The following is a 16,302-nucleotide window of genomic DNA, read 5'->3' on the forward strand; positions in this document are numbered from 1 at the left end:
TACAGTCTATGATAACCAACCTTTTTTAGCCATCTCCCGGAACAGTATCTCTTCCAAAGTCTGGCTTGTATTAACTTGCAAATATCCTATTCCCCGTTCTCTGCAAGCCTTTTCTATATGAAGACAATGACTTTTTAATCGCTGTTTGTATCCATGTATGACCTTTCGATTCACACTGACTTGCACGGTATCCACTTCATTTTCCACATTAATAAGTCTCACATCACCAGTAACTTCCGGATTTACTTCTGTTTTACTAAGAAGTTGTATAAGTCGTAATTGCTGATTAGCTTGCACTACTTTCAGTTGCTCCACTACATGATCGTAAGGTTCAAGACAATCGCTGATTATAAAGCTAAGGGCAGACTTACGCACTCGATAGTTAGGCATATCTATAAAAAAACTATTATTAGAGTTAGTTGCCCGATAGTTCTCAATATGTCGCAACATCTCGTTGGAAAATACAAACCCCTTTTTATTTGAAAAAGCCTTCATGGATGATGAAACAGGAACAACTGAAACCCTGTCTTCATTAGACAACCCCATGTATCCAATAGCAGCAGCCAAAGATTTTGCCATATTCCATTTTTCTTCCTCAAATCCCATGGAAGAGGAACAGTCTAAATAAATGGTGATGGATAATTCCTGCTCATCTAAATATCGTTTTATGAAATGACGATTTGTCCGCGCATAAACATTCCAGTCTATTTGTCTTACATCATCCCCAGGCTGGTAAGGGCGGAAATCAGAAAAATCTAGGGAATTTCCGAATTTGCTGGACCGCCTTGTCCCCATTTGAAAGCCACGCTTTAATTGGGTAGTCTGCCACTGATACCGAGTTAATTGCATACGAAGTGGTGAAGGAAGAAGTACCTTCATGTCCGTTGTATAGCGTTGGTGACTGATTCAATAACATCGAGAATTAATGTATCTGTGGTAATACCAGTTGCTTCTCCTTCAAAATTTAAAAATATTCGGTGACGCAGAACTGGTAAAGCTGCCTGTTTTAGATCCCCAATGGACACATGGAATCTACCCTCCATAAAAGCTCGCACCTTGGCTATCTTCACTAAACTCTGAAGTCCCCTTGGTCCTGCTCCAAACCGCACATAATTTTTAATGGATTCAGGGGCAAGCTCGTGATCAGGATGCGTTGCCATAATGAAAGTAACTGCTATGTCCAGGATGTCCTCTGCCACTAGAATATTAGCTGCTGCTTTTTGAATTTCCAGTACTTCCACTCCAGTAATTACTGGTGAAATTTCCTGTTGATTATCAGTTACTGTTCTCTCCACAATGGTTTTTAACTCCTCTTTGGTAGGGTAAGTAATATTAATTTTGCATATAAAACGATCCATTTGTGCCTCTGGTAATGGATATGTCCCCTCAAGATCAATAGGATTTTGTGTAGCAAGCACGAAAAATGGCGCAGGAAGTTCCTTAGTTTCCCCGAATACTGTCACCGTTTTTTCCCCCATCGCTTCTAGAAGGGCGCTTTGAGTTTTCGGAGTTGCACGGTTAATTTCATCTGCAAGCACAATATTGGTAAAAACAGGTCCTTTATGAAAAATAAATTGTTGCTTACCCATTTCATTTGGTTCGATCATCATTGTCCCTGTAATATCTGAAGGCATAAGGTCCGGAGTAAATTGAACACGGGAAAAAGTCAGTTCCATGGCTTCCGAAATGGTCCGAATCATCATCGTTTTTCCCACACCTGGAAGTCCCTCTAATAGAGCATGTCCACCAGCAGCCATGGACCATAATATTTGATTCAGGGCATCTTTTTGTCCAACGATGAACGTTTGAATAGTATTTTTAGTTGCTTCAAGTTGTTCTCTTGCTACTTGTATCTGAGATTCCTGCACTGAATTCACTCCTCTTCCATATGAAGTTCACTAAAATAGTCACGAACAATATCTTCTAAATGATGTGGTAACTGCATCCGGTTAATACTTTCCCTGTATGTGGATTCATAGTGCCCAAGAACTTCCTGGTAAGGCCTCACATTCCCTTTTAGGACTGGTGCAGTCTCTGATTCCTGTCTTTCCCCTTCTCCGAATCCTAATTCCCCACTGTCCGTTTCCAGGTTTGTTTCCCCAGTAAGGCGTTCAGGAATCGTCACTAACTCCCGAGACCCTTGTCCTGAACCTGCTCCCTGGCCTCCGGGACCCGTTCCATTGCCAACTCCTCGCCCTCCATCTGGAGATTGTCCAACTCCATTACCGTCTCCATTTCCAGTTCCCCCTTGATTTTGTCCGTTATTTCCAGCTTGATTTCCACTATTTGCATCACCTGATCCCTTTGGATCCCCATCTCCCTGTTGACCAGAATCGTTTCCATTTGAGGATTGATTTGTAGAAGGTGACCTGGTGAACGACAAAGAAGTATTTTCTGAAAGCCCTGCATTCACCATATTCCTGTTTAACGACTGGGCTATTTGTTGAATTTGTTCTTGAAGTTTCTGTATTGCTTCCAGATCTAAATTAGCTGTGACTAACTCCTTGAGTTGTTGTTCAATTTTTTCTAGAAGTTCTGCAACTTCTTCTGATGTTAAGTCTTCCAAAGATCCAATATTATCCATCTCTAAATTCTTCATCCATTCAACTAGTAATTTCTTTTGTTCCTCCGTTAATTGATCCATGTTAGAGAAGAGATGTTCAAGAGCATCTTGGACAGATTCTTCATTTAAACTTTTTAATGCTTCAGCCATTTCAGTAAGACCCGCATCATAGAACATATCCGCCATTTGATTCAACTCTTGTTCTTTTTCTAGTAATTCCAGTCGCAATACTTCTAATCGAGCTTCTGAAAGTAATATCTCCTGTAAAGCTTCGTCTGTATCTTCAACTCCCTTCAATTGGTCTTGAAGCTGATCCAAAAGATCTTGAAGTTCTTCCTTTACCTGATCCTCTATCGATTCGACTTCCTCTTCCAGTTCGTTTAGAAGTTCTTTATTCGTATTTAAGTCACTCGCAGCAAGCATTTGCTCACTGGGATAGAGAAAAGATAGAATAACTCCCGCTAGTAGTATGAGGGATATACTAAGCTCTTTCCAAAGGATCCTCCATTGTAGCTTTTCATGAATATGCTGAATTGAATCTTTCATTCTACGAACTGCATCTCTTCTTTGAAAAATAGAAATTTCCCGATTGTCACTAAGAAACGAAAAGGCAGTCAACACCCTGTTTTCTTTTACTGTTTCGTCATATAGTTGGACAACTTCCTGATTGGTTGGGCGTTTTTTATACCAATAATAACTTGCACCTGTGATGACAAATAAGGAGAGGAGTAGCATCCATAAATAAAGATTTGTAATAACAAACCATCTCCCCGCCATAGCCAGGAAAAATACGGTTGTAATCACAAAAAAGAAATTGTATTGAACAAATCTAAAAAGGTGATGTTTCATCAATGTATTTTTCAGCTCGCCAATAAGGAGTATGAACTGTTTTTTTTCATTCACCATTCCTCCCCCTTTCATTTTAAGAATCAACATCAACATTACGTATTTTCGCTTTGTTACACTTGGTGAAGCCATGGAAAAAGGGGAGGTCAGAGGTCAGCAATACCTATGACGTCCTTTATTACTTCCATGGCCTGCTAAACTCCATTACGATTTTGATTTTATCTTCATATTAGGACGGAGTTTACGGATAGCAATAATTAAACATCCTACGATAAACAAACTATAAAAACTAAAAAAGATGATCCATGGGGAGAACCCAAACCCTGACATGGATTGAAATTCCATCATCACACTTGGCTCAAAGACTGAAAAAAACATGATCGGGATATTTAGTGATGCAAAAAGAAATGGCCAAATGTAATCTGTCCCCTGATTGTAAAATTGGTAACTAAAGGTTGTGAGCATCAACGTAATTATTGCAAGACCACCTGTCATAAAAAAGGCTACACTATACGTTGTGACCATTGCGAGAATTGTTTTCCTAATTATAGTGGAAGCAAGAATTCCAAATGAACCAATCACAAGCATTGCAAAAGCATAAAGGGAAAAACTAGCCACTACGTTGGAAGGAGATATTCCCCCGTAAAGAAAAACAATCATATACAATGGAGCAGTTGCAAAAACGATTAATAATAAAAATGATAAAGATGAAATGAGTTTACTTAATATAATCGCTGTGGATGATTGAGCAGTAGTAAGTAGAATTGGAAGGGTTTGCCGTTCCCTTTCACTACTGATTACTCCTGCGGTTAAACCAGGTGTTATAAAAATCACAAGCGCAAGTTGTAACATACTGATAAGTAAAAACATGCTCCTGCTTTCTTCAGGACGGAACGTTCCCATATAATCATAACTTAACGTCAACCCAATGAATCCAAGGGATATAAGTCCCAATATTCCCAGATAAGATGCGATTCCAATATAGCTCTTGGAAGAACGGAAGCGTAAACGAATTTCTTTGTTTAATACAGGGTTAATTAATGTTGATTTCATCCTTCTTCCACCCCCTTGGTAATTTCCATAAAGACATCTTCTAAATTGGTTTCTAGCTGTTTGAAACTTAGCATTGGTATATCTGCCATCACTGCTTTTTTAATAAGCATCTGTTGATCTTCATCGGACCCTTTATATCCAAATTGGATGGACCCGTTAGATCCCCTTTGGACATTGATCACATCTGGATCATCTTCAAAAAAGCGGATTGTTTTTTCCATATCCCTTGTTACCATAACTATAATGACTTTTTGCTGCTGAAGTTTTAATTGAATCTCTGAGACTGTCCCCGTTGCAATTAATTTTCCATTGTCTATGACGCCAATTTCGTCACACATTTCCGCTAGTTCTGGAAGGATGTGTGATGAAATAATAATTGTTTTCCCCATCGTCTTCAATTCTTTGAGAATCTCTCTCATTTCGATTCGTGCTCTTGGATCTAACCCAGATGCCGGTTCATCGAGGATCAGCACTTTTGGATCATGAATTAACGACCTCGCAAGACATAAACGTTGTTTCATTCCCCTAGACAGGAGGTCAACATACGAGTCACGCTTATTGGACAAGTTTACCAATTCTAATAATTGGGGAATCACTTCTTCCCGCTCCCGAGCAGACAGGCCGTAACTAGCACCATAAAAATCAAGGTACTCTTCTGTTTTAAACTGGTCATATACACCAAAGAAATCCGGCATGTAACCGATGACCTTTCTCACTTTCTCTGGATCTTTTGTCACATCCACTCCGTTTACAAAAGCAGTTCCATTTGTCGGGGCCATTAAAGTAGCCAATATTTGAAAGGTGGTTGATTTCCCAGCCCCATTTTGACCAACAAAACCAAAAACAGTACCATCTGAAATGGAAAGATTCAAGTCATTTAACGCTGTAAAAGAACCATATTTTTTTGTCAGATTAACGGTCTCAATCATTTATTACTTCCCCCTTCAGTGACAACTCTGGAACTGGAAGTTGCTCTGGCGTATCTCCCTTTTCCACCCGAATAGCAATATAACCATACTCAGTAATATACGTTTCAGGATTATCAAAAGAATTAGAATCAGTAAGCGTTTCATAAGATTCTGTTTCCACATTGAAAATTTCATACTTAAATCCTGTGTTTCGAATTCGAACCTCTAATTCAGAATAAGTAGGTTGTTCACCTTGTAATTCTGCTGGAACCGTATATCCAAATTCATAAATCCCATCTGATGCAAACACATTTCTGCCACCCATCTCCAGATCACTTTCCAGATAACCATAAGAATGTTCCATCATATAAACTGAAGGGGAGAAATCATCTGTTTCTAAAGAATATGGTCCTACAATGGTATCCGCAAGATGAAGAGATTGAATAACAACATTCATTCTCGTATATAATGCATTGGAATCTTTAAGGGAACTATTTAGTACTCCATCACTGGTCAGTCCTACTAAAGCAGGCTTCCCACGATCAAACATATTAAATTCATATATCATTCTCATTAAATCTTCTTTTCTTTGTTTATCTAAATCTTGGTGTTGAGAATAGTTATAATTTCTCCACGTCGGTGCCTGAAGAATTGCCCCCTGTAATTCAAAGGACACTTCTATTGTTTCACCAGCTCCTAACGAACCTAGCGATTCTTCCTGACGACCAGACATAAAAAGTAAATCTTCAAATTCAACATTTGTTGTATTGGTGATTGTTCCAGTAACATTCTTATCGTCTATATGTAGATCATAAACAATTGCACCAACTTCTAGATTTGAGATTGGGCCAGAAGCATTCCGAATGGACCAGTATTCCACATCTTTAAATAGTAGGTCCACTTGATCCCCCTGTTGACGAATACCTCCCTTAGGTTCCATCTGTGTGTCTCCACCATAATAGTTTCGATCAATTGGAAACGCAGAAAAATTACTTACTGGTACATTCAATTCATAATTACCGTTCTTATTACTAAGCAATGAAATACTCCCATATCCGTGTCCATATCCGTGTCCATCTAATTGGATAACAGACATTTCATTTATTTGAGGTTGTGCGATTCTATCTTTACCACCAAAACCGAATATTCCCAAACAAACGACTAACGATAGGGCAGGTAAGATCCACCAAGAATGTTCCCGTTTATCCATTTTCCTGAGTAAAAAGTATATACCCGGAAAAATAACAAGTGTATATCCCACAAAAATTAAAACAAGTGTCGAGAAAGGCAGGAACGAGGACGGAAATAAACTAGTTGTTTCCGCAATCCCCCAACCAAGGCGTTCATAAATAGATTCATAGTGTATTGACTGAAGTTGCATAATCGGCTGTAATGTTTCTAACCAATAGTCTGGTGCACCGTCCCAACTGGAAAAAGTTTGTCCACTTAAGGAAAAAGCAAGCTGAACAACTTCACCGTTCCCTACATCTTTACTGACAACAACTGGTAATCCATCTTTAGTTTTTTGCAATACTTTTGTGCCGTCACCCATTTCTCCTGTTAACAGTTCGATGGAGGGCTGTGGAAATTCACGTTCCCCGTTGTTAAAAAACTCCGTAGAAACTGTTTCAGAAGTTAAGGTTGTTTCCATTGGGAGAAGTGGTAAAATATCTCCTGTTTTTTGCTGTAATCCTTGGTCTGCACCTACAATTAATTTTCCTCCTGCTGAAATCCAATCCTTAAGTGCTTCCTGTTGGTCTAAAGAAAGTTCTTCTGCAACCGAATACTGGTCAATTACTATTAGATTAAACATCGACAATCCAAGGGGATCATTTGGAAAATCTAATGCATCCAAGGAAAGGTTAGTGTACGAATTTCCATATTGACTTTGTACATTTCTCATATAATTCAAAGAGTCAGGATGTTGTGTAAGTAAACCAATAATTAACTGATCATCAACAAGATAACTTGGGGTCAGTTTTGTCTGACCTCCCAACGGTATCTCTTTCCCATCTTGCCAGCTGCCTTCATAGAAATAAATATGCTGACTATTTGTATTGGAGCCATAATAGTCTGATAATCCAGGTAAACTTACGTAAATAGTTTTTTCACTATTTGCCGGTAAATCCACTTCTCTAACGATTGTCCCATTATTCCGATACCCTGGTGAGACGGCAATGACCAATTCTCCTGAAATATCATTTCCATTATTTTTTAAGCTAACAGCAACCGGAAAACCTTGGCTACGCTTCACACTATTATCAAAACCAACTTTCATTGAAACTGTAATTTGTTCCTCTCCATCGGCATATCCGATTTCATTCGGTATAATCAATAGCATAAATAAAAAAATAAGTGCAATTTTTACTAATTTCTGAATCTGAACCATTTCCTCCCCTGCTTTCCCTGTTTTCTAATAAGTCTAATAGTAATGACGTATTTACACATAGGAAAGTTTCTATTGTCATTAATTAAGTTATAATTTACAAATTCCTCTTTGATAATGGAGTAATTTGATGGACAGAATCACATAAATACGATGATCTTCACACAAACTAATAGGCAGTAGTTAATTTTTCTGAGGTCAGGTGAAGATTATGGAAGCCAGTTGGTTATCGATATTACCATTTTTAGTTGTGATTCCTATTGCCATATATACAAAACAGGTCCTTCCTGGATTGGTTGCAGGACTAGTAGTGGGATCTTACATTGTTTCCCCAACGATAATCGGCGGGGTTCAAACAATGCTTTTTTATGTTGTACAAGCCTTAATTGACGAAAATAATATTAAGATCATTGTATTCTTATATTCCTTTGCAGGACTTATTGGAATGATAAAAATAACCGGGGGAATTAAAGGATTTGTAGAGACTGCTGCCGAAAGGATTACTACGAAGAAACAAGCATTATTGTTAACCTATTTATCCACTATTGGGACATTCAGTGCCCCTACTTTTCGCTTTGTAACTATTGCACCAATCATGAAAGCATTACTTAAGAAAGTACCGATGTCTACTAAGGAACTGGGATTTGTCATTGAAACGACAGCCACTCCTATCATTGTACTTATACCTGTAGCAACTGCATTTGTAGGGTACATGGTTTCCGTTATTCAAATCTCAATTCAAAACGTAGGCAGTAGCGCGGATCCCTATTCCCTTTTTATTCAGAGCATTCCGTTTAACTTTTTTGCCTTTGTTATTATTTTGCTTGGGGTCTATTTGAGTTTTTTCCACCGCTCCCACACCGATGCACCTACTGAAATGGATACCGACGTGGAAGAAGATTGGCACGAATGTCATCCGGCAGTCGCAAAAGACTTACCAAACAAACCTTTAAACCTGCTTATACCTATCATTTTGGTAATCGGTTTAACATTATTTTTAACTTGGTGGGATGGAAGTGTACAAGGCTATCACTTCTTCGAGGCATTTATTAATGCCAATGTATTGGAAGCAATGGTGGTTGCACTAATCATAACAGTATTTCTTTCCATCATTTTATTTTTAGTACAGCGCTTTAAACTAGGAGAACTGATCGCAAGTTTTGTGGATGGAGGTAATGATCTTATGTCCGTCATCGTGTTACTATCAGTTGTATGGGGATTATCCTCCGTAACAGATGATCTAGGATTTTCAGGATTTGTTACTTCCTATACGGACTGGATTCCTGAGGCATTTATCGTTCCGCTTCTTTTTGTCTTTGGGGCAGCCATATCATATTTTATTGGTTCTGCTTGGGGAACTTGGGGGATGTTAATGCCACTCGGAATATCTTTAACCGCAGTGACAGATGTTTCTGTACCAGTGATTATTGGTGCAGTTTTTGCAAGTGGATCCTTTGGAGCTTTTGCTTCTCCTTTAAGTGATGACACGAATACGATCGCAAAAATATTAGACTTAAAAGTAATGGATTACGCTCGGTTTAAATTGAAGCCTGCTTTAATTGCAGCATCAATAACAACCTTGTTGTATGTGGTGGTTTCGTTTTTATTTTAATAGGAGCATGTTTGCTTAGACTTTATAGGAAGTACGGAAGAGTACAATAGTTAAAATATGTCAAATGGAGGTTTCTTCGTATGTTCGATCCTACCATATACGATAATTTAAAAGTGGTTTTGGAAGGGTATCTTTATGAATTAGATATAGGTGGACGGATACTCATAACGAACCGTAGAGATATTTTTGATCTAGCTTCCATGTCAAGGGAGTTCTCCATGGAGTTTCAAACAAGAGGGAGTAGTAAAGAAGATAGTTTTGGGGAAATAAAATTGTCTACTTCAATTAATGATTATAAAGACGAAATGATTCACGGTAATACAAAGGAAGCTGGCTGTGAAATTCAAATTTTTTTTAACACTAAAATAACTGATGTAAAACGAGAGTGCCCGTACATTAAAGAGCAGTTGAACCTAATTTGGAATAGTCGTCCAATGATCAAACAAGTTATTTCCTATAATTATGATGTCAAAGGATCAATGGTGAATAGAATTTCCTTAGATTTTAACCGAAAGATTAATGAAGATCAGATTGACGACATTCCAGACCTAATCGACCATTGCGTTCAATCCATAAGATTCTTAAAAAACTTGTTTCCGAATCATTAGACCATTTGACCAGTTCCATCATTAATGAATCCACATTTTGAATTGTCTTTATTCATATTCAACATTCAAACATAGTCTAAAAGTATTCACCGGAAAGTTCATCCTTCGTTTTCAGCACCTATCATTCATAGTTTCCAACGGGCGGCTATAGGAGAAGTCCTTTCTAAAGCAATAAATGTAATAGGAATTCCTCCCTCTGCCCCCAAACGCCCAACTTTTAGGATCAACATTAAAATAATATTGTCTCTCTGGCAGTAATACTGTCAACCAATCCCCTTCTTTTTTTCTAGTGAGATCAATCTTGTTTAATTTAAAAATCTTTTTTAACCATGACATTTCAACCTCTATTCTCGTATTTTTCATAAAATCACTTTAATTCCTCTCCAATACGGTACGTGAAATATAAACCTCCGTGGTAATTATCCATCATTTACATTTTACAGAATTCCATTTGTCTCCTATACTGAATAAATCCCACCCAGAGGAGGAGATAAGCTTGTTAATTATTTACTTTTTGTTGATACTATCAGTATTCATTACTTATTTCATATACAAAGCAAATCAAAATACACTTCAAATTAAGTTAAACACCATTTCACCAACACCATTTACCACAACAGATGCGAATACACATTACATCAGAGTATTACAGTTGTCAGATTTGCATTTAGAACATATCTCCATTACACCAGATAAATTATTTCAAAAAATAAAGAACCAAAAATTCGATATTATTGCAATAACAGGAGATTTTCTAGATCGTCCGAAAAGCATTCCGAAACTAGAATCCTATTTACAAGTTATTCAAAAATTAGATACAACGTACGGTATATATGCTGTATATGGAAATCATGATTATAAACTAAGGAAAAAACATTTAATCAAACTTGAAACTACTTTAAACAAATATAAGGTTTCTATTTTAAGAAATGAGAACAAATGGATTCCTATTGGTAACTCCAATGGTTTACAGTTGATCGGCATTGATGATCACCATTCAAAGAAACATGAAATTAGTAAAGCTTATGAAGGAATCACCGATTCTTTTTATCGTCTTGTATTAACCCATGATCCTAACATTGTATTTCAAATGGATGATTACGACTTTGAGTATATGTTGTCTGGTCATTTTCATGGGGGACAAATTTGCTGGCCAAAGCCATATCATCTAATGAAATTTGGTAAGTTAGTCCGCTTAAATCTTATTAAGGGGCTCATTCATTATAAAGGGAAAATTGTTTATATTAGTGAGGGTCTTGGACAAACAGGAATAAACATTCGTGTAGGAAGCAGACCGGAGATAACAGTCCATGAACTACAAATTACGTCATCCAATGCGCCTGCATTTGAAAAGGCGATATGATAAAAAGCCCAATTCCACATTGATGGATTGGGCTTTTTAAGTACACGTTAAATAATACAATTATTCATTAAACACCGTCCGGTTCCTACCTGCTCCAAAACCAGCAGCAATCATAATTAGGACAACGGCAAGAAATACATACAAAAGAACAGTAGAACTCCCTGTTAAATCTAGTAAGTATCCCATTAAAACAGGACCAAGTGCAGCAAGAGCATAACCAACGGATTGGGCCATTCCTGATAGTTCCACCGCTTCTTGTCCATTCGCAGCCCTTAAGCCGATCAGCGTTAAGGAAAGACTAATGGAAGCACCTTGTCCTGCTCCTATAAGAAGAATTCCTGCAGTCAATACACCTAAGTTACTTCCAAATAATATCCCGCTTATTCCAAACAAATATAGAATTCCAATGAATAGAACAATCCCCTTTTGGTTCTGGAACTTGTTTGCAAATATAGGGGTGAGGAACGTCATCGGCAGACCTGCAATTTGCATGGCAGAGACAAGCCATCCTGCCGCCGCTAAACTTATATTACTGCTGCTCAGTATTTCCGGAAGCCATGCGATCATACAATAAAATAAGAATGATTGCAGTCCCATAAATATGGTGACCTGCCAAGCGATATTTGATTTCCAAATAGAGTTTCCAGGCATTGTTACGTTTGGATTTGAATGATGCTCACTTTTCCGTAGTTGTGGAACCCAAATCACTATTGCCACTATGGTGAACCCCGACCAAATAATAAGGGCATATTGCCACCCTAAATTTAAATTAATTGCTAATGGAACACTTATTCCAGATCCCAGTGCGGCAAAGGAAGACATGGAAGTTGTATAAATGCCTGTTAATAATCCAATCCTTTCTGGAAAACTATTTTTTACAATGCTCGGTAAGATGACATTTGCGATACCAATTCCAATACCAACTAACGCTGTACCAAAAAATAACGTGATGGTAAACCCTGTGGAACGAATGAGAATACCACACATCAACGTAATTAATCCTGCGAATACCATTACCTCCTTTCCAAATCGGTTCCCCAGTTTTGGCGCAAGGAGAGAGAAAATGGCAAAAGATAGCAAAGGGAGTGTAGTAATTAATCCTGCTAGGCTATTAGAGATTCCTAAATCTAATCGAATATCACTTACAAGTGGTCCAACTGCAGTAATTGCCGGTCTTAAATTAAAGGAAACGAAGATTATGCCTAATATAATGACTACTCTTCTTGAAAATAGATATTGTAGCTTTGTAATTGTTTTTTTTTTCATAAAATAACTCCTTGTAATGGTCGGATGTTTTAGTATCAGCTTACCAATACCATAATACTTCCATCCTAACTTTACTAATCCTCCCTTTCTATTAGAATTTAGTTATACAAATGAGACAGAAGCCTCCGCAGTGGCTTCTGTCTCTCGACTTTATTGTATCGTATGTTATTTTATAAGTGAATTATCCGCTGCCATCATTTCTTTTATCCTTATCACTTCGTTATGGAGATCCATCATCAATCCTTCGAGTCTTTCGTGTTCTTTGATAGATATATTTTCATATTCAAAATAATGTTCTCTTAACTTGTATAACAGATCAGCATTCAATTTATTATTGTTCATATGAATATCACTCTGTTCTGCAAGTTCCTGTTGTGTTTCATCTATCTTTTCAGATACCTTTTTAATCTCTTCCACCTGTTTATCCTTTATATCTTCTAAACGCTGGTATAACCTTTCTAAGGAAACAGTTAAGATTTCATGATCATTTTTTACGTTTATGTGGTTTACATCATGATCTGACTTCAACCTTCGAAGGGATATTTCCAATTCCCCAATCTGATTCCCTAACCTTTCCTGATGTTTTTGCTGCAAGTTTTGAAAGTGCTCCCTTAATTCGTTCATTTCCTCCACTTGTCGGTCTGTCAGCATGTTAATTTGATCTGCAACCTTATCCAGTTCCTCAGCCTGCATGTGCTCAACCATACTGATAGCCTCAGATAGCTCCTTTGTTCTCTCACCAATTTGATTTGTAGATTTACTTAGTCCAGTTAAATTATTTACCAATTTTTTATTCGTTACTTCCAAATTATTTAAAGATTCCATTACCGTATTGTTGTAATAGAATGATTGATTATCAGACTCAACTATTTTCTTTCTGCGGAAAAGACCAGGAACGGCTTTGTAAAATATATTTCGCATTTGCAAAACCCCAATACATTTTTTTTGCTAAAAATTCGTCATTCGCCCTATTACTATATGTAATCAGTTCGTGAATTGACAATAGAAAATTAGTTATGTGCCAAGGAGGAGTGGAGAAAGGAATCATCGAATAATTAATGGTAAGAAAACGAAAGGTGGTATTCAGATGGAGAAACGTCATGAAGTATTATTTATTCAACTTGCTTCTTATCGAAATGAATTGTTGAGTCTCATAGAAGATTTGTCTGAAAAAGAAGTGGAAATTATACCTACAGGGTTCAATAATAATATACGCTGGAATCTTGGGCATGTATATCTGGACCAATATTTATGGATTGAATCATTAACAAAGGAAGAAACTCTCGTACCAAAGGAATTTCTAACATGGTTTGGCTTTGGAACGAACCCTACATCATTCACAGATCAAACCCCCACATTGAAGCAACTAAAAAAATTACTTAAGGAACAGCCTACACATATTAAAGAGACGTATGGAAAAAGACTAGATGAGGAGTTTTCCCCAACTGAAATGGGTATGTACACTTTAGAACAGGTGTTAATCAGGACCATTTTTCATGAAGGTATGCATATGCAAGCAATTATGGACTTAAAGAATTTTATAAAATAATAGTAACTCAATAGAAAAAGGACATGGAATAATCCTTGTCCTTTTTCGATTTGTGAATAGGTGTTGTTACCTATACTTATATCAAGCAAATAGGCCTTCACGCTTCATTATTTTTTCATACAACTCTTCCAGTGTTCCTTGGTCATCAATGGTGTACTTCGGTTCTCCCCGATCAATAACATTCCCTTCCACTAAAAATGTTTTCATCCCAAGCTGAGATGCAGACATGTCTTCCTGCTTATCGTTCCCAACCATGATACAGTCTTCTGGATCTACGGAAAGTTTGTCACAAATATACTGATAATACTCTTTATGAGGTTTAGTAAACACACTCTCTTCGTAGACCGTGACAATTTCAAATGGGACATCATGGATACCTGCCCATGTTAATCTGTGGTAAATAGCCGCTCTAGGAAACACTGGATTTGTTGCAACTGCAATTCGGAACCCTTGTTCAAGTGCTGCATCCACAACTTTTCTAGCTGTCTCTGTTGGTTGGCAAAGATAGGAAAAAGTCGGGAAGATGGTTTGATAAAAGTCATCTAAAATTGGCCAAATATCCTCCCTGCTAACTGGAAGGAGTGATAAAAATGTCGCTTCAAATACTTGTTCATTTGTTTTATCAGGTTCTAAATTCGTAAGCATAGCGTTGGTTCCAGCTAACAATGCCTTAATAAACTCATGGGGGTCGGTCATGTGTGCCACTCTTGGGGCAAGTTCTTTTAAATAATGTTGTACAAATTGTTCTGTGTCCATTGGAAGTAATGTGCCGTCTAGATCAAATAAAATCACTTTTGCCATAGTATATAACGCCTCTCATCTTTGTTTTTAAAATTAAATTATACCATATTTTGTATGTGATTGGATGATAACTATTTTGTTAATTGGCATCAGGTTTTTAATACTTTTGCGCAAGTTCCTTTAATTGATTAGTTGCCCGCAAACATATGGCTTTTACTTCGGAAATCTCCATCATAAAATGCTCAGCTGTGGATTCTATGGCAGATCTTCCGTTAACAATTAACCTTCCTTGTTTTTTAAGGTTTTCTTTTTCTAATTTTCTAAAATGGCTATAAACCGATTTTTCCGGTTCGGGCAAACGTTTAATCAATTTATCTCGCAGTTCAAAATAAGCATCTTTTTCGTATTGATCCATAACATCCAAGCCTCCTTTTAGGATTTCCTATATATTTCGACAAACGAAGGGAATACACCTTTATATTGTTTGAACCATGTCATCATACACACTATACTATTGTTGAAGTATTCAAAGCATTTACCATTAAAACGTTGGAGTGATTATGTTGATTACTATTGGGGATTATGTCATCGTTAATAAGCAAGGATATACAGGGTATGTAGGGAAAGGAAAGGTAATCGACATCTGCAAAGATTTCAAAGACATGGAGCAGTATTTTTCTGAAGACCATCCTTATTACTCCATTTATGTTTCTTGGATCCAAAATAATCGAGAGATTTATATTGTGGACCTGGATGGTAATTTAGGAAAAGCAGGTTTTTTCATAAAGGAACTTACGAAAGGATAATGGAACATCTTCTAGTAAGGAGATAATATAAGGACCTCTCCTTTGTTTTCCAAGATACTATATTTATTACATTTATTCTATTTAAACTTATATTAAATACTGTAATGTACAAAATATAGAATAACTTGTTCTGAAAGGAGTACCCCTTACCATATGAAACATTTACAAGCATTTTTAATTAAGTATGCCTTTGCCGTCCTCGTCACTCTTTCTGCATTAACGATTCTAAATGCATCTACTGCCTGGGTACTGGCAATTACTCTGATCGTTGTTGTTCCTGCTTATCTTATTGGGGATTTGTTCCTCTTTCCTAGATTTGGCCATCTCATTGCGGGAATAGCTGACTTTGGTTTATACACATTATACTTCTGGTTTGTCGTCTTTGGTTTTATAGACATGACTGCAACAGGATTTTTTGCAGCTGTTTTTACAGCCTTGAGTATTACATTTGTGGAAGTATTTTATCATGAATTCGTAATTTCGAGGATGATGAATATGAGGAGATATGAACCAAAACCGATGTTACAGAAACAGTTACAGACAGAGTTTTCAGAGGAAATAGATCCTGACATCGAAAAAGATCCAAAAAAATAAATAAAGA

The 16,302-nt window shown here is 37.1% G+C and carries 16 protein-coding genes; 6 read left to right on the plus strand and 10 right to left on the minus strand.

Features of this window, described 5'->3' with window-relative positions; genetic code table 11:
* Positions 1–6: 6 nt before the first annotated feature.
* From KS419_RS15315 to KS419_RS15340, 6 genes are all read right to left on the minus strand, one after another.
* Positions 7–795 carry a DUF58 domain-containing protein gene (locus tag KS419_RS15315; protein WP_217067271.1) on the minus strand — a complete coding sequence of 263 codons (789 nt, stop codon included), beginning with the start codon at positions 793–795 and terminating at the stop codon, positions 7–9.
* A gap of 80 nt (positions 796–875) precedes the next feature.
* Positions 876–1,868, minus strand: a complete 993-nt coding sequence (locus KS419_RS15320; protein WP_380085874.1) for an AAA family ATPase — start codon at positions 1,866–1,868, stop codon at positions 876–878.
* A 5-nt stretch (positions 1,869–1,873) separates the two neighbouring features.
* Entirely contained in the window at positions 1,874–3,466 is a 1,593-nt protein-coding gene (locus KS419_RS15325; RefSeq protein ID WP_217067273.1) for a hypothetical protein, read from the minus strand.
* 147 nt (positions 3,467–3,613) lie between these two features.
* Positions 3,614–4,462: an ABC transporter permease gene (locus KS419_RS15330; RefSeq protein WP_217067274.1), complete on the minus strand. Its 849-nt coding sequence runs from the start codon at positions 4,460–4,462 to the stop codon at positions 3,614–3,616.
* Positions 4,459–5,391, minus strand: coding sequence for an ABC transporter ATP-binding protein (locus KS419_RS15335; protein WP_217067275.1), 933 nt, complete (start codon positions 5,389–5,391; stop codon positions 4,459–4,461). The genes KS419_RS15330 and KS419_RS15335 overlap by 4 nt, the downstream gene beginning before the upstream one ends.
* Entirely contained in the window at positions 5,384–7,759 is a 2,376-nt protein-coding gene (locus KS419_RS15340; protein ID WP_217067276.1) for a DUF7408 domain-containing protein, read from the minus strand. Before KS419_RS15340 ends, KS419_RS15335 begins: the two co-directional genes overlap by 8 nt.
* A 208-nt stretch (positions 7,760–7,967) precedes the next feature.
* Between KS419_RS15340 and KS419_RS15345 the strand changes: the two genes are divergently transcribed.
* The 3 genes from KS419_RS15345 (at position 7,968) to KS419_RS15355 (ending at position 11,339) form a co-directional block, all read left to right on the plus strand.
* Positions 7,968–9,368, plus strand: a complete 1,401-nt coding sequence (locus KS419_RS15345) for a Na+/H+ antiporter NhaC family protein (RefSeq protein WP_217067277.1) — start codon at positions 7,968–7,970, stop codon at positions 9,366–9,368.
* Positions 9,369–9,448: 80 nt separating this feature from the next.
* Positions 9,449–9,976 (plus strand): hypothetical protein, encoded by a 528-nt coding sequence (locus tag KS419_RS15350; RefSeq protein WP_217067278.1) that lies wholly within the window; start codon positions 9,449–9,451, stop codon positions 9,974–9,976.
* A gap of 496 nt (positions 9,977–10,472) precedes the next feature.
* A complete protein-coding gene (locus KS419_RS15355) occupies positions 10,473–11,339 on the plus strand; it encodes a metallophosphoesterase (protein WP_246594199.1) in 867 nt (288 codons plus the stop codon).
* Positions 11,340–11,399: 60 nt separating this feature from the next.
* On the opposite strand, the gene KS419_RS15360 is transcribed toward KS419_RS15355, so the two are convergent.
* Together KS419_RS15360 and KS419_RS15365 are read right to left on the minus strand one after the other, a co-directional pair.
* Positions 11,400–12,605, minus strand: a complete 1,206-nt coding sequence (locus KS419_RS15360; protein ID WP_217067279.1) for a CynX/NimT family MFS transporter — start codon at positions 12,603–12,605, stop codon at positions 11,400–11,402.
* 165 nt (positions 12,606–12,770) lie between these two features.
* Positions 12,771–13,526: a hypothetical protein gene (locus tag KS419_RS15365; RefSeq protein WP_217067280.1), complete on the minus strand. Its 756-nt coding sequence runs from the start codon at positions 13,524–13,526 to the stop codon at positions 12,771–12,773.
* 166 nt (positions 13,527–13,692) lie between these two features.
* On the opposite strand from KS419_RS15365, the gene KS419_RS15370 reads away from it, so the two are divergent.
* Positions 13,693–14,154, plus strand: coding sequence for a DinB family protein (locus KS419_RS15370; protein ID WP_217067281.1), 462 nt, complete (start codon positions 13,693–13,695; stop codon positions 14,152–14,154).
* Positions 14,155–14,235: 81 nt separating this feature from the next.
* On the opposite strand, the gene KS419_RS15375 is transcribed toward KS419_RS15370, so the two are convergent.
* Positions 14,236–14,955 (minus strand): HAD family hydrolase, encoded by a 720-nt coding sequence (locus tag KS419_RS15375; RefSeq protein ID WP_217067282.1) that lies wholly within the window; start codon positions 14,953–14,955, stop codon positions 14,236–14,238.
* 97 nt (positions 14,956–15,052) lie between these two features.
* A complete protein-coding gene (locus tag KS419_RS15380; protein ID WP_217067283.1) occupies positions 15,053–15,310 on the minus strand; it encodes a hypothetical protein in 258 nt (85 codons plus the stop codon).
* Positions 15,311–15,458: 148 nt separating this feature from the next.
* Here KS419_RS15380 and KS419_RS15385 point away from each other — a divergent pair, with 148 nt between their 5' ends.
* Together KS419_RS15385 and KS419_RS15390 are read left to right on the plus strand one after the other, a co-directional pair.
* A complete protein-coding gene (locus KS419_RS15385) occupies positions 15,459–15,701 on the plus strand; it encodes a hypothetical protein (RefSeq protein ID WP_217067284.1) in 243 nt (80 codons plus the stop codon).
* A 153-nt stretch (positions 15,702–15,854) separates the two neighbouring features.
* Positions 15,855–16,295, plus strand: a complete 441-nt coding sequence (locus KS419_RS15390) for a DUF2512 family protein (protein WP_217067285.1) — start codon at positions 15,855–15,857, stop codon at positions 16,293–16,295.
* Positions 16,296–16,302: the final 7 nt, after the last annotated feature.

The organism is Evansella tamaricis (genome assembly GCF_019042215.1).
In the GTDB taxonomy this organism is placed as follows: domain Bacteria; phylum Bacillota; class Bacilli; order Bacillales; family Salisediminibacteriaceae; genus Evansella; species Evansella tamaricis.